Origin of the sequence: Rahnella rivi (assembly GCF_019049655.1) — a bacterium.
In the GTDB taxonomy this organism is placed as follows: Bacteria; Pseudomonadota; Gammaproteobacteria; order Enterobacterales; family Enterobacteriaceae; genus Rahnella; species Rahnella rivi.
Genome location: NZ_JAFMOX010000064.1, coordinates 225,513 through 239,581, shown reverse-complemented (window position 1 = coordinate 239,581; position 14,069 = coordinate 225,513). Strand labels below are relative to the sequence as shown.

Below are 14,069 nucleotides of genomic sequence, written 5' to 3'. Positions count from 1 at the left end.
TCTCCTTGTCACATTGCTTCAAAATAGTCGTTGAAACGCAGTGATTTCAACAGCATGTACGACGTGGAGAAGCGCATTATTTCCCCGCGTGCGGGGCTTCTGCGGCGGGTTTGAAATCCGTCCGGTAGAAGCGCTGATAGTAAGCATCTGCCTGTTTCTGCATGTCGATGTCAGCAAATTTTTGCGGATACAGCTTTTTCGCCATCCACAATTCACCGATCGCCATCGCTTCAGGCATCGGGTAGCCCCAGGCTTTGGCGTATTCCGGCATCAGGTATACGCGGTGGTTTTTCACTGCATCGATGCTCTGCCAGTTCGGATCGTGGTTGATCTGCCCGACCACTTCCGGGTAACGATCCTGCACGAAGATCACCTGCGGATCCCAGGCGATGACCTGTTCCAGCGACACCTGTTTGTAACCTTTCACCGTCGCGGCCGCCACGTTCATGGCACCGGCACGCGCCATCATCAGCCCGGTATATTTACCGGATCCGTAGGTGGTCAGGTCAGGATTGGCCATATACGTGCGGATACGCTGCGCCGGCGCAATGTTTTTCAGCCGTTCGCCGGTGAGCTGACGCTGAGAAAAAGTATAGTCGATCAATGCCTGTGCCTGTTTCTGGCGGTTCATCACGTCGCCGATAAGCGTAATGCCTTTTTTCAGCCCTTCGGTATACGCCCGGTCTTCATCCGGCAGCGCCGGGTTCATTTTGTGTTCTTCGCCTTTCGGATCGTCACGCAGTGAGACCGCCACCACGGCGATACCGGTCTGACTTATCTGGTCGATCATTTCCTGCGGCGCATAGTTAGTAACGAACACCACCTGCGGATGCAGCGCGACCACGCTTTCCAGATTGACGCTGGTCAGATCGCCGACCACCGGCGTGTTCACCAGTGAAGGCGCGAGCCGTACATAACCGCTGCCAAGCTGCTGTTGCCAGTTATTGAGCACACCGACGATGTTGCGGGTGGCGTCGAGCTGTACCAGCAGATTCAGGGTCTGATGTTGCAGCACCACCACGCGATCAACCTTGTCAGGCAGGGTCACCTGCCGGCCCAGCTGGTCGGTTATCAGGCGGGAAGCAAAAGCGGAAGGGACGGAAAAGCTCAGTACAAGTCCGAGAAGGACGGTGGATGAACATGAACGCACGGCGGGATCCTCTGATTTCGTTATGCATAGGATTATATAGCGTTAAGGGCGAGATGAATATGACCGCCGACAATCCCGCGTCGGGCAACGGTTTTGGGCTGAGGTTATGCGGGGCATGTCACCGTTTGTTCATGATTTCCTCCCTGAATTGTCATACACGCGTGCCAAGGTTACCGCCGGATAATTGTTAAGCTTTTCAACCGGAGCGATCATGAAAAACCCTGTAATGCGCGCCACGCTGATGAGTGCGCTGGCGGTAATGGCCTTTGGCGCACAGGCGCAAACGACGCTGACTTTCTGGCATTCCATGGACGGTGATTTAGGTAAAGAGGTCAGCGCGCTGGCTGACCGTTTTAACCAAACTCATCCGCAATACCGCGTGGTGCCGGTCTACAAAGGCAATTATGAGCTGGGGCTGGCCGCAGGCGTTTCGGCGTACCGCAACGGTAACGCGCCGGATATTTTGCAGGTGTATGAAGTGGGCACGCCGAACATGATGGCCAGCAACGCCGTGGTGCCTGTGGCGCAGGTGTTTAAGGATGCGGGCATCCCTAACGACGAAAGCGCCTTTGTGCCTTCCGTGGCGGCCTATTACAGCGACAGCAAAACCGGGCATCTGATCTCGCAGCCGTTTAACAGCTCGACGCCGGTGCTGTATTACAACAAAGATGCGTTTAAAAAAGCCGGGCTGAATCCCGACGAGCCGCCAAAAACCTGGAATGCGCTGGCGACGGACGCCGCGGCACTGCGCGCGGCGGGCATGACATGTGGTTACACCAATGCCGGTCAGCAGGGTTGGATCCAGATCGAAGGCTTCAGCGCATGGAACGGTTTACCGGTGGCGACGCGCAACAACGGCTTCGACGGTACCGATGCCGTGCTCAACTTTAACGGCCCGTTGCAGACGGCACACATTACGCAGCTCAATGAGATGCACAAGAAAGGGGATTTCTCGTTCTATGGCCGTAACGACGATGCCACCACCAAATTCTACAGCGGCGATTGCGGCATCCTGACCACCTCGTCGGGCTCGCTGAACAGGATCCGTCAGTACGCAAAATTCGATGTGGGCGTCGGCATGATGCCTTATCAGGATGGCGCGCCGGGCGCACCGCAAAATGCCTTCATCGGCGGCGCGAGTCTGTGGGTATTCAAAGGCAAAACGCCTGAAACCTACAAGGGCGTGGCTGAGTTCCTGCACTTCCTGGTTGAGCCGGACATCGCCGCCGAATGGCATCAGAAAACCGGTTATCTGCCGATCACCAACGCGGCCTACACGCTGACCCGCGAACAAGGTTTTTATCAGACCCATCCGGGGGCCGATATCGCGATGAAACAGATGATCAACAAGCCGCCGCTGCCGTTCACCAAAGGGCTGCGGCTGGGCAATATGTCTCAGGTGCGCACTATCATGGACGAGGAACTGGAGAAAGTCTGGAACGGTCAGGAAACCCCTCAGGCCTCGCTCGATAACATGGTGACCCGCGGAAATCTGCTGCTGCGCCGGTTCGAAACGTCGATTGCAGCCAAACAATAGCCGGTGATTTTTTCCCGATGTCAGGAGTGATGATGAAAGCGTTAACCCGATCTTTGATTTCTCCGGAGAACCCGGATGTACTGGTTATTGCCCACCGTGGCGTATGGCAAACCACCCCCGAAAATTCACTTGCTGCGCTGCATGAGGCGATTCATCAGGGCGCAGATATTATCGAGATTGATGCGCAAACCACCGCCGATTCGCAGGTGGTGGTGATCCACGATGCCCATCTTGACCGCACCTGTGATTATCAGGGCGAGGTGGCGACCATGTCGCTGGCAGCCGTTCGCCGCGCGAGGCTGAAGGCCGCAGACGGACGCGAAGGCATGGTGCTCACCAGCGAACGCGTTCCTTTGCTGGAAGAGTTACTCGAAGAAGCCCGCGGGCGCATCGTGGTGAATGTGGACATCAAGTATGCGCGGGATTTCGATCGCATCGTAGCGCTGATCCTCAGCATGAACATGGCCGACGGCGTGCTGCTTAAAAGCAAAATTGATCTGAAAACCCAGCGTTTTCCGCTGCAAGTGACCGATGCGCGGATCCCTTATATGCCAATCCTGCACGCCCGTCCGGGCAAGTTTTCGGATGATTTGCGCAAAATCGCGCAGTTCGGTGCGCAGATGATTGAACTGAACTTTACCGATCTGGCCGACGTGATCGCCGCCCGCGAGCAACTTAAACGCCTCGGCGTCCGGCTGTGGGTCAATACGCTGGATGTCTCCCATTCGCTGGATTACTGTGACAGCCGCGCTGCGGTGGATCCCGACGGTGTATGGGGTGTGCTGGTGGATGCCGGCGTCCGGGCGTTTCAGACCGACCATGTCGGGCAACTGGTACGCTGGCTTAAAAACAGAGGTAACCAATGACGATCACGCTTTCCGCCAAACTGGCGATTGCCAGCTCTATTGCCGCTCAGGCAGCCGAACTGGCGCTGGGTTTTTTCAACCGTCGCGACAGCATTGAAGTCAACAGCAAGCGCCCGCAGGATTTCGTTTCAGAAGCCGATGTGGCAGTGGAGCAGTTTATCCGTGCGCAGCTGGCACAGCATTTTCCGCAGGATGCGATCATCGGTGAAGAGATGGGGGGCGTGCTGACGGACGCCGCCTGCTGGGTGATTGACCCTATCGACGGCACATCGAATTTCCTGCGCGGTTCGCCGCTGTGGGGCGTCTCGCTCGGGCTGGTGGAAAACAAAAAACCGACCCTCGGCGTGATTGCGCTGCCGGTGCTCAACGATCTGTTTGCCGCAGAATCGGGTAAAGGCCTGTTCCTTAACGGCAAGCGGTTTCACCGCGACGATCGCTTTGGGGATGTGCAGATTGTGTCGCTCGGCGACAGTTCCGATGACAAGCTGGATGAAGCCTCGGCGTTTTATCGCGGCCTGCGGGCCGCTGAGTGGTCGGTACATTGTTACCGCTGTACCACCATCGGCATGGTGTTCGCCGCCAAAGGCATTATCGACGGGCATCTGCAACGTCGCACCACGCTGTGGGATATCGCGGGAGGCGTTGTGCTGTGTCAGGAAGCCGGGCTGGATACCGTTGTCCATTTCGCCGGTACGGCCGGAAATGAAAACTACCGGCACATGTCGGTCGCCACCGGCACGCCGTCACTGATGGCCGCCGTTGGGCCGCTGTGGCCGGATTTTGCGCCACGTTAACGCCTCCTTGCCCACTAACTCGCTGCTCCCGGCCATTTCGGGAGCCTGGCGGGAAATGCGGGCGGCATCCTGTTTTTTCCTGCCTGAAGTAACATCCTGAATTCTTCAGGTAACCCTCTGATTACAGGATAAAGAACAGCATTTAACAAAATGAAATATTGTTTCATTTCACCATAAAGTTCCTCAGGCTTATGCCGTTATCTCTGACTCCTGTCACTCACTTTGCTGTGTCCTGATGAATAAATTAACCCAACTTTCCGTGCTCGCCCGCCTGATGGGGGCGTTTGCCCTTGTTCTTTCCCTGATGCTGGTTTTGGCCGCGACCTCTGCCTGGCAGCTAAAAAATATTAATCAGCAGATTGAAGATTACCGCGCGTACCGGCTGCCGGGCGTTCAGTACCCGCTGGTGATGCGCGGCACGCTGGCCGAGCTGCGTCTGCAACAGGTGCAATACATCGCTTCACCGCAGGGCGCGCCGCGCGACGGTCACCGGGTGGAAATCATGCAGGCGGTGGCTAACTTTAAAGCCGCGGAACATGCCTATCAGAATCTCAACAGCGGCGGCAGCCAGTCGGCGCTGTTTAAGCAAATCGTCGATAACTTTCAGCGCTTTTCGCTGGCGAACGATCAGGTCATTGAAGCGATGGATCGCAATGATGTGGCGCAGGCCACGCAAATCAGCGGCGATAACTCACGAAAATACCGCACACAGCTGATGGCCGATCTCGCCACGCTGGTTAAAGACGAAGTCAGCAACAGTGAGCACGCGGCGGCACAGGCGCGCAGCCATTACCACTCTGCCAGCGTGCTGTTCCTGGTGCTGGTGGTGTTTGCGCTGCTGCTGTCTGTGGCGATGGCGCTCTTGCTGGCGCGAAATCTCAACCGGCAGCTGGGCGGCGAACCGGCGTACGCGGCGGCGATCATGCAGGAGATTGCGGCGGGAAATCTGGCGACGGAGATCGTCCTGCGGCCCGGCGACAGCGGCAGTTTACTGGCGTCGCTGAGCCGCATGAATCAGCAACTGAACCAGACAATCCATCAGATCATGAACGGCAGCGAGTCCATCAATCATGCCGCCAGCGAGATTGCGCAGGGCAACATTGATTTATCGCAGCGCACCGAAGAGCAGGCGGCCTCGCTGGTGCAGACCAGCGCCAACATGCAAAACCTGACCACCACCGTCAGCCAGAATGCGGAGAACGCCCGCGAGGCCAGCCAGCTGGCACACGCGACGTCAGAAACCGCTTCGCAGGGCGGGTCGATCGTCAGCGGGATGCAACTGCATATGCGGGATGTTTCAGGCAGTTCAAAAGAAATCATCAATATTATCAGCGTGATCGAAGGTATTGCCTTCCAGACCAATCTTCTCGCGCTGAATGCGGCGGTAGAAGCGGCACGCGCCGGCACGCAGGGCAAAGGCTTTGCGGTGGTGGCCAGCGAAGTGCGCGTTCTGGCGCAGAAAAGCGGGCAGGCGGCGAAAGAAATTAAAAATCTGATCCACGGCACCGTTTCTAAAATTGCCGAAGGTTCGCAGCAGGCTGACCGCGCGAGTCAGGCGATGAACGACATCGTGAATTCAGTGAATAAGGTGGCGGGAATTGTCAGTGAAATTTCGACTGCCAGCACCGAGCAGCATACCGGCATTCATGAGGTGGGCATTGCGGTGGATCAGATGGACCGGGTGACGCAGCAAAACGCCGCGCTGGTGGAGCAGGCCGCGGCGGCGGCGCAATCGCTGACGGAGCAGAGTGTCGAGTTGCGCAATGCCGTGCGGTTCTTCCGCACGGCTGCCGTCTGATATCAGCCGCTGTCAGGGCTGTTGCGTGATGGTGAGCTGAGGTTCCCAGGCCGAATCCGGGTGCCGGGCGATTTGCTCCGGCGTCATTGGCCGCCCGAGCAGATAGCCCTGCAAGGTGTCACACCCCAGCTGGGTGAGGAAATCCTGTTGCTGGGTGGTTTCCACGCCTTCGGCCACCACTTTCAGATTCAGCGTCTGGCCGAGGGCAATAATGGCAGACACGATGCTGGCATCTTCGCTTCCGGCGATCAGATCGTTGATAAATGCGCCGTCGATTTTCAGCTCGCTGGCGGGTAAACGCTTGAGATAGAGCAGGCTGGAGTAACCGGTGCCGAAATCATCAATCGAGGCTTTGACACCGTATTTTGTCAGGCGCTCGAGTATCGCCACGCTGACGTCCGGGTTGCGCATCGCGGTGGTTTCGGTCACTTCCAGCGTCAGCATTTCCGGCGGAATGTGGTGGCGTTCAACGGTATCGATGACCATTTCCACCAGATTCGCCTGCTCGAATTGCAGCGCGGAAAGGTTTACTGCCACCGTCCAGGTGGTGTGCCCGGCGAGGTGCCATTCACGCAGCTGGCGGCAGGCTTCATTCAACACCCATTCGCCAATAGGGATGATCAGACCGGTTTTCTCCGCCAGTGGCAGGAACACGTCCGGGCTGAGGGTTTTACCTTCGCGCTCCCAGCGCAGCAGGGCTTCAAAGCCGCTGACCGGCCCGTAAGGCGCGATAAATTTCGGCTGATAATGCAGACGTAATTCGTGATGCTCGATCGCCAGACGCAAGTCGTTAAGCATCTGCAACTGATTTTGCGCATTGGCGTTCATTGAAGGCTGGAAGAAACTGTGGCCGTTGCGGCCTGAGTTTTTGGTGTGATACATCGCCGCATCGGCGTTAAGCATCAGTTCGCGTTCGTTCTCGCCGTCGCCCGGATACACGGCAATACCAATACTGGCGGATACCAGCAGTTCGTAACGCGAAACGTGGAACGGGCGGGCAATCAGGTGCACCAGTTTATCCGCCAGCTGTGAGGCATCGGTCGGCTCGGTGATTTCTGTCAGCAGGACAAACTCATCGCCGCCCAGCCGTGCCAGCGTATCCGACGCGCGTAAATGCGACAGCAGCCGCTCGGTCACCGACACCAGCAGTTGATCGCCAATGTGATGGCCAAAAGCGTCATTGACCGCCTTGAACCCGTCGAGATCGATAAACAACACCGCAAATTCGGATTCTCCCCGCGTGGCTTTCTGCACGGCCTGGCCGAGACGATCTTCCAGCAGCAGACGGTTGGGCAACTTGGTCAGGTTGTCATGCAGGGCTAACTGGGTCAGCTCGCGATTGGCCTGCGCCAGGGAAGACGCGAGCACCGACGTGCGCGCCTGCATACGGCCATCGAGCACCGAGATAATCAGCGTGATCGCCAGAATCGCCAGCGTCACCACAATGACCAGCAGCGCCAGCCAGTTGTTATCCACACCGCTGTTGGCGGCCATGCTGTGGCTCATCGGCGGGAACGTGGCGGCGGCCATGCCGGTATAATGCATGCCGACAATGGCGGTGCCCATGATCACGGCGGCGCTGATGCGCAACAGACGCACGTTAGGCGACTGCTGACGTAAATGAAACGCCATCCACAGCGCCGCACCCGACGCCACCACAGCCACCAGTACGGACACCATCACCCACGGCACGCTGTAGATAACAGGCGGCATCATGCGCATCGCGGCCATGCCGGTGTAATGCATCGCGGCAATCCCGCCGCCCATCAACAGTGAACCGGCCAATAAACGCATCATCGGTAACTGCGGCAGGCACACCAGCCACAGCGCAAAGGCGGAGGAAATAATGGCGATAAGCATGGAGAGTAAGGTGATCAGCGGGTCATAACCCATTGATACCGCTGAGTTGAATGCCAGCATTCCGATGAAATGCATCGACCAGACGCCGATCCCCATGGCGATTGCGCCACCGGTTAACCAGAGACGGGAGGCCTTTCCCTGAGTGGTCGCGACCCGTCCGGCCATATCCAGCGCGGTATAAGAGGCAAGCATTGCAACAATGAATGAAAACATCACCAGCACATTGTTGTAATTACTGGAAAACATGTAAGGCTCCACACAAGCAGGGGTCAATGAGACGGGCTGTTTTTATATTCGGCGTTAATCGCATCACGAGTTATTAAAGGCGAATGAAGTCACGAAAATCTGTTTTCGCGTAATTAAGATTAATCTGTAAGTGGTTTTAATCAAATAAAAAAAACGCATGCAAAATTACACCTGATGAATGCAAGGTTTTTTTAAAGCGTGATAAACAGAGAACCAAAGTCTTGTCTATAGTTAACAAATAATTAAACGTCACGGGATGGAACAGATTCATGATTAAAGTACATCATTTAGATAATTCACGTTCACAGCGAATTTTGTGGATGCTTGAAGAAGTGAGCGTCCCTTATGAAATTCAGCGTTATCAGCGGGATAAATCGACCATGCTGGCGCCCGCATCTTTGAAGAAAGTGCATCCCTTGGGAAAAGCGCCTGTGCTGGAAGATAACGGGCTGATCCTGGCCGAGTCTGGCGCCATCATTGAATACTTACAGGAAACCTATGACGCCGAAGGGGTGCTAAAGCCATCGGCTCTGGCCGAGCGTCAGCAGTACCGCTACTGGATGCATTACGCCGAAGGGTCACTGATGCCGCTGCTGGTCATGAAACTGATTTTCGGGCGCTTAGGCAAACCACCGATGCCGTGGCTGATCCGCCCGATTGCCGGTGCCATCGGGCAGGGCGTGCAGAAAAATTACATCGATAAACAGCTGACCACCCACATGGATTTCCTCGAGCAGCATCTGGCCGTCCACCCTTATTTCGCCGGTTATCAGTTCAGCGCGGCTGACATCCAGATGAGTTTCCCGGTAGAAGCCATTAATGCGCGCGCAGGGTTGGGAAAATATCCCCGTCTTAATGCCTGGTTATCCAATGTCACGGCGCGACCGGCTTATCAGAAAGCCCTGGAAAATGGAGGGCCATTCACCATCATGCGTTAAGTTTATTTCAGGCTGAGATTTCTTTGTGCCGCGTTGTTTTTATTTTCCGGGCGTTCGTGCGTGACATATTTACGTGATGAGCGCCTTTAAATAAATAACCCTTAATAACTGTCATGATATTTTATTTTCAACGTTTGCCCGCCCGTTCCTGATTTATCTCCGGTGTTTCAGTGCTGAATTTTATTTCTGACGCCGCCGCGTTTTTCACCCGCCGTCCCCGCCTTTTTTGCGTTGCTGTCATCGCGTGCGCAACCGATATCGTTCAGCAAACCGCCATCGGGACAAATTTGCAGCAAATTCGCGTTTTTCTTGACCGGACAACGGTAAATTGTCGGCAAACAGAGTTGAAAAGAGGGTATAAGAGGCCGGATAATCGTTTGCGCTAAATTTTAGTCCCGCCATACGCGATGTGAGTTAAACGTTTGCCCTGCACACGTGACGCCGGTTTTGCCGGTATTTCGTGCATCAGGTAAGGAAGCGAACGTGAAGAAACGGTTTCATAATGACCACGCAGGCTAATCAGTAAAGACATCCAGAGGATTTTCCATGTCGAGTCAACAACCTCAAACGGGCCGCGCTGTTGCGCCAAAGGGCCCGCTTGATGCTTATTTCAAAATCAGTGCGCGTGGCAGCCATGTGCGTCAGGAAGTGATCGCCGGGTTAACGACGTTCCTGGCGATGGTGTATTCGGTGATTGTGGTGCCGTCAATGCTCGGCAAAGCGGGCTTCTCTCCAAGCGCGGTGTTTGTCGCGACCTGTCTGGTGGCCGGTTTCGGTTCCCTGCTGATGGGGCTGTGGGCAAATCTGCCGCTGGCGATTGGTTGCGCCATTTCTCTGACGGCGTTTACCGCGTTCAGTCTGGTCCTTGGCCAGCACATCAGCGTACCGGTTGCGCTGGGTGCGGTGTTCCTGATGGGCGTGTTGTTCACGATTATCTCGGTCACCGGGATCCGTTCGTGGATTTTGCGCAACCTGCCCATGGGCGTTGCGCACGGGACCGGCATCGGCATTGGTTTATTCCTGCTGCTGATTGCGGCTAACGGTGTCGGTCTGGTGGTCAAAAACCCGCTGGACGGTTTGCCTGTTGCGCTGGGCGCGTTCACGTCATTCCCGGTGGTGATGACGTTGCTCGGTCTGGCGGTGATTTTTGGTCTGGAGAAGCTGCGCGTTCCGGGCGGTATTCTGCTGGTGATAATCCTGATTTCCGTTATCGGTCTGATTTTCGATCCGGCAGTGAAATATCAGGGGCTGTTCGCGATGCCTTCTCTGGCGGGCGCGGATGGCAAATCTGTCATTTTCGATCTCGACATTATGGGCGCACTGAAAGCGGCGGTATTGCCAAGCGTTCTGGCGCTGGTGATGACGGCGGTGTTTGACGCCACCGGTACCATCCGTGCGGTGGCCGGTCAGGCGAATCTGCTGGATGAAAAAGGCCAGATCATCAGCGGCGGTAAAGCCCTGACGGCTGACTCCGTGAGCAGTATTTTTGCCTCGCTGGTCGGGGCATCGCCTGCGGCGGTGTATATCGAATCAGCAGCGGGTACGGCGGCAGGCGGTAAAACCGGCCTGACGGCCACGGTCGTCGGCGTGCTCTTCCTGCTAATGTTGTTCCTGTCTCCGCTTTCTTATCTGGTGCCTGCTTACGCCACCGCCCCTGCGCTGATGTATGTCGGTCTGCTGATGCTGAGCAACGTAAACAAACTGGATTTCAACGACTTCGTTGATGCCATGGCGGGGCTGCTGTGTGCGGTGTTTATCGTGCTGACCTGCAACATCGTCACCGGCATCATGCTCGGTTTCAGCTCGCTGGTGATTGGCCGTATTTTCTCCGGCGAATGGCGCAAACTGAACGCGGGCACGGTGATTATCGCCGTGGCGCTGGTGGTGTTTTATGCGGGCGGATGGGCGATTTGATGCCAGGCCGACCGGAAAGTTTCGGTTTCTCACGTGCGGTAATCGCTTAACGCGCTGCGCCGAAACCGCCCAAAGGAGGAAAGTGCTTTTCCTCCTTTGGATCCCTCCTCGCTTTTCAACAAGCGCTTTGCTCGCTGGATCTTAAATTCAGGGGCAGATTGTCTTTTTCTTTCCCGCGACCACGACCTGGGGTTTAAAAACGGGTTTAAGCACGCTCTGATTTAAAAATACGTTTTTTTTGATCTACTATTCCCCCTGTATGTGTCAGACCCCGTCTGATTGAAATCATAAAAACAAGAGTCTAAGGAAAGCATGGAAATATTCTTTACCATTCTGATTTTGATTCTGGTGGTGTCGCTCTCCGGTGTCGTTACCAGAATGTTGCCGTTTCAGGTTCCTCTTCCATTAATGCAGATTGCGGTCGGTGCCTTGCTGGCCTGGCCGAATTTTGGTTTGCACGTGGATTTCGACCCCGAGCTGTTTCTCGTCCTCTTTATTCCACCCCTGCTGTTTGCCGATGGCTGGAAAACCCCGACCCGTGAATTCCTCCACCACGGGCGCGAAATACTTGGGCTGGCGCTGGTGCTGGTGTTACTCACCGTCGTCGGCATTGGCTACCTGATTTATATGATGGTGCCGGATATCCCGCTGGTCGCGGCGTTTGCGCTGGCTGCGGTGCTTTCCCCGACCGATGCCGTGGCGTTGGGCGGTATCGTCGGTAAGGGCCGTATTCCGAAGTCGATCATGAGCGTGCTGGAAGGTGAGGCGCTGATGAATGATGCGTCCGGTCTGGTGTCGTTGAAGTTCGCTATCGCCGTGGCGATGGGCACGATGATCTTTACCGTCGGCGGTGCCAGCGTTGAGTTCCTGAAAGTCGCCATTGGCGGCCTGATGGCCGGTGTCGCGGTGACCTGGCTGTACAGTAAATCACTGCGCATCATGAGCCGCTGGAGTGGTGATGATCCGGCGACGCAAATCGTCTTCCTGCTGTTGCTGCCGTTCGCCTCGTATCTGATCGCAGAACATATTGGTGTGTCAGGCATTCTGGCCGCCGTCGCCGCCGGTATGACCATCAGCCAGTCCGGGATTATCCGTAATGCGCCGCTTGCGATGCGTCTGCGCGCTAACAGCGTCTGGGCGATGCTGGAATTTGTGTTCAACGGCATGGTGTTCATCATGCTGGGCCTGCAATTACCGGGCATTCTGGAAAATTCTATCGATCAGGCGACGCACGATCCGTCCATCGTGACCTGGCATCTGTTTGCTGACGTTGGGATTATCTATTTTGCGCTGCTGATCCTGCGTTTCGTCTGGCTGTGGGTGATGAAGAATTTCAGCAACCGTTTCCTGAAAAAGAAACCGCTGCTGTTTGGCAGCTACAGTACGCGTGAGCTGTGGGTGGCGTCGTTTGCCGGTGTGCGCGGGGCGATTACGCTGGCCGGTGTGCTGTCAATTCCGCTGTTCCTGGCCGATGGTTCGGCGTTCCCGTCGCGTTATCAGCTGGTGTTCCTGGCGACCGGCGTCATTCTGTTCTCGCTGATTGCGGGCGTGATTGCCTTGCCGTTCCTGCTAAAAGGCGTCGTGGTGGCCGATGGCTCGACCTACCGTGAAGAAGAGCGCATGGCGAAATCCATCGCAGCGGAAGTGGCGATCGAAAGTCTGCATAAGATGGAAGAACGTCTGGCGGCGGATACCGAAGAGAACATCGATGAACAGACGCTGAAGGAAATCAGTTCTCGGGTGATCGGGACATTGCGGCGAAGAACGGCCAACCGTGATGATATGGAAACCGCGCTGAAGCTGGAAAACCTTGAGCGTCGCTTCCGTCTGACCGCGTTGCGTGCTGAACGCGGTGAGCTTTATCATCTGCGCGCCACGCAGAAAATCAGTAATGAGACACTGCAAAAACTGCTGCATGATCTCGATTTACTTGAGGCGCTTCTGGTCGAAAAAGAAGTGTAGTCTCGGTCAGAAATGAAAAAACCGCGTGCGCTGAAAGGGGGACGCGGTTTTTTATTGCCCGCTATTTCCAGTGATCGCGGCACAGCGTGATCCACGCCTGCGCGCTGTGAGAAAGATAGCTGCCGTCATGCCAGATGAGCCCCAGTTGCCACGGCATCAGGGGCGCCAGCGGCAGCCATATCAGCGCGTTTTTATCCAGCCGCTGGCAGATGGGTTCCGGCAGGATCGCCACGCCCATGCCGGTTTGTACCATTGCGGCCAGGAAATCCCATTGTCCGCTGCGGGCAGCAATTTTCGGGATGAAACCCTGCGCGGTGAAGGCGTCCATCAGCTGGCGGTACAGGGCAAAATCTTCGTTGTAAATCAGGATGCTTTCATCTGCCAGCTCACTGAGGGCAATATGGGTACGGTTCTCCCAGTACGCCGTGCGCGGTACCACCACGCAGAGCGGATGGCTGAACAGCAGCAGTGAGGCGATGGAGGGCACGGCGTCGGCGGGCAGGGCGGTGAGCGCCAGATCCAGCTCACCGGAGATCACCGCCTGTTGCACCGTCAGGCCGCCGAACTCGGAGATGATCAGTTCAATGCCCGGATACTGCTGGCGGAAGGTGCCGATCAGCGGGGCGATTTGTGTGCCGACCATGGGCGGAATGCCCAGGCGCAAATGGCCGGATTTCAGCGAGTTAATGTCTTCGAGTTCCGCTTCCAGCTGACGGAATTCTTCGAGGATATTCAGCCCGCGCTGATACAACGCCTGGCCGCTGTCAGTCAGGCGTAAACGCCGTCCTTCGCGGACAATCAGCGTGCATTCCAGCTCTTCCTCCAGATGACGCAACATTTTGCTGATGGTCGGCTGGGTGACGAACAGCTTCTCTGCCGCGCGGGTGAAGCTCTGCTGGCGAACCACTTCGACGAAATAACGTAGCGTACGGACGTCCATCATTGAGTATTCCGGTTTGGAATCATTTTTATGATTTTAATTCATTTCTTTACCGGTTTCCTGC

At 56.1% G+C, this 14,069-nt stretch carries 11 protein-coding genes; 7 read left to right on the top strand and 4 right to left on the bottom strand.

The window, feature by feature from the left end:
- Positions 1-76 precede the first annotated feature (76 nt).
- Positions 77-1,150, bottom strand: coding sequence for an ABC transporter substrate-binding protein (locus tag J1779_RS18875; RefSeq protein WP_122094509.1), 1,074 nt, complete (start codon positions 1,148-1,150; stop codon positions 77-79).
- 211 nt (positions 1,151-1,361) lie between these two features.
- Here J1779_RS18875 and ugpB point away from each other — a divergent pair, with 211 nt between their 5' ends.
- The 4 genes from ugpB (at position 1,362) to J1779_RS18855 (ending at position 6,145) form a co-directional block, all read left to right on the top strand.
- The gene (ugpB, locus tag J1779_RS18870) at positions 1,362-2,687 is read left to right on the top strand and encodes a sn-glycerol-3-phosphate ABC transporter substrate-binding protein UgpB (protein WP_217204490.1); all 1,326 of its coding nucleotides are present in this window, start codon (positions 1,362-1,364) and stop codon (positions 2,685-2,687) included.
- Between the two features lie 32 nt (positions 2,688-2,719).
- Complete coding sequence (locus J1779_RS18865; RefSeq protein WP_217204489.1) at positions 2,720-3,553, top strand: glycerophosphodiester phosphodiesterase family protein; 834 nt, start codon at positions 2,720-2,722, stop codon at positions 3,551-3,553.
- Positions 3,550-4,347 carry an inositol monophosphatase family protein gene (locus J1779_RS18860; RefSeq protein ID WP_217204488.1) on the top strand — a complete coding sequence of 266 codons (798 nt, stop codon included), beginning with the start codon at positions 3,550-3,552 and terminating at the stop codon, positions 4,345-4,347. Before J1779_RS18865 ends, J1779_RS18860 begins: the two co-directional genes overlap by 4 nt.
- Before the next feature lie 235 nt (positions 4,348-4,582).
- Positions 4,583-6,145, top strand: a complete 1,563-nt coding sequence (locus tag J1779_RS18855) for a methyl-accepting chemotaxis protein (RefSeq protein WP_217204487.1) — start codon at positions 4,583-4,585, stop codon at positions 6,143-6,145.
- Between the two features lie 12 nt (positions 6,146-6,157).
- Here the strand turns inward: J1779_RS18855 and J1779_RS18850 are convergent, their stop codons facing one another.
- Complete coding sequence (locus J1779_RS18850; protein WP_217204486.1) at positions 6,158-8,251, bottom strand: putative bifunctional diguanylate cyclase/phosphodiesterase; 2,094 nt, start codon at positions 8,249-8,251, stop codon at positions 6,158-6,160.
- 269 nt (positions 8,252-8,520) lie between these two features.
- Between J1779_RS18850 and J1779_RS18845 the strand changes: the two genes are divergently transcribed.
- Entirely contained in the window at positions 8,521-9,189 is a 669-nt protein-coding gene (locus J1779_RS18845) for a glutathione S-transferase (protein ID WP_122094497.1), read from the top strand.
- Between the two features lie 382 nt (positions 9,190-9,571).
- On the opposite strand, the gene J1779_RS18840 is transcribed toward J1779_RS18845, so the two are convergent.
- A complete protein-coding gene (locus J1779_RS18840; RefSeq protein ID WP_162997802.1) occupies positions 9,572-9,721 on the bottom strand; it encodes a hypothetical protein in 150 nt (49 codons plus the stop codon).
- 14 nt (positions 9,722-9,735) lie between these two features.
- On the opposite strand from J1779_RS18840, the gene J1779_RS18835 reads away from it, so the two are divergent.
- Positions 9,736-11,103 carry an NCS2 family permease gene (locus J1779_RS18835; protein WP_056776138.1) on the top strand — a complete coding sequence of 456 codons (1,368 nt, stop codon included), beginning with the start codon at positions 9,736-9,738 and terminating at the stop codon, positions 11,101-11,103.
- 312 nt (positions 11,104-11,415) lie between these two features.
- Positions 11,416-13,065, top strand: coding sequence for a Na+/H+ antiporter (locus J1779_RS18830; RefSeq protein WP_056776139.1), 1,650 nt, complete (start codon positions 11,416-11,418; stop codon positions 13,063-13,065).
- 61 nt (positions 13,066-13,126) lie between these two features.
- Here J1779_RS18830 and J1779_RS18825 read toward each other — a convergent pair whose 3' ends face one another.
- Positions 13,127-14,005, bottom strand: a complete 879-nt coding sequence (locus J1779_RS18825) for a LysR family transcriptional regulator (protein ID WP_217204530.1) — start codon at positions 14,003-14,005, stop codon at positions 13,127-13,129.
- Between the last annotated feature and the right edge of the window lie 64 nt (positions 14,006-14,069).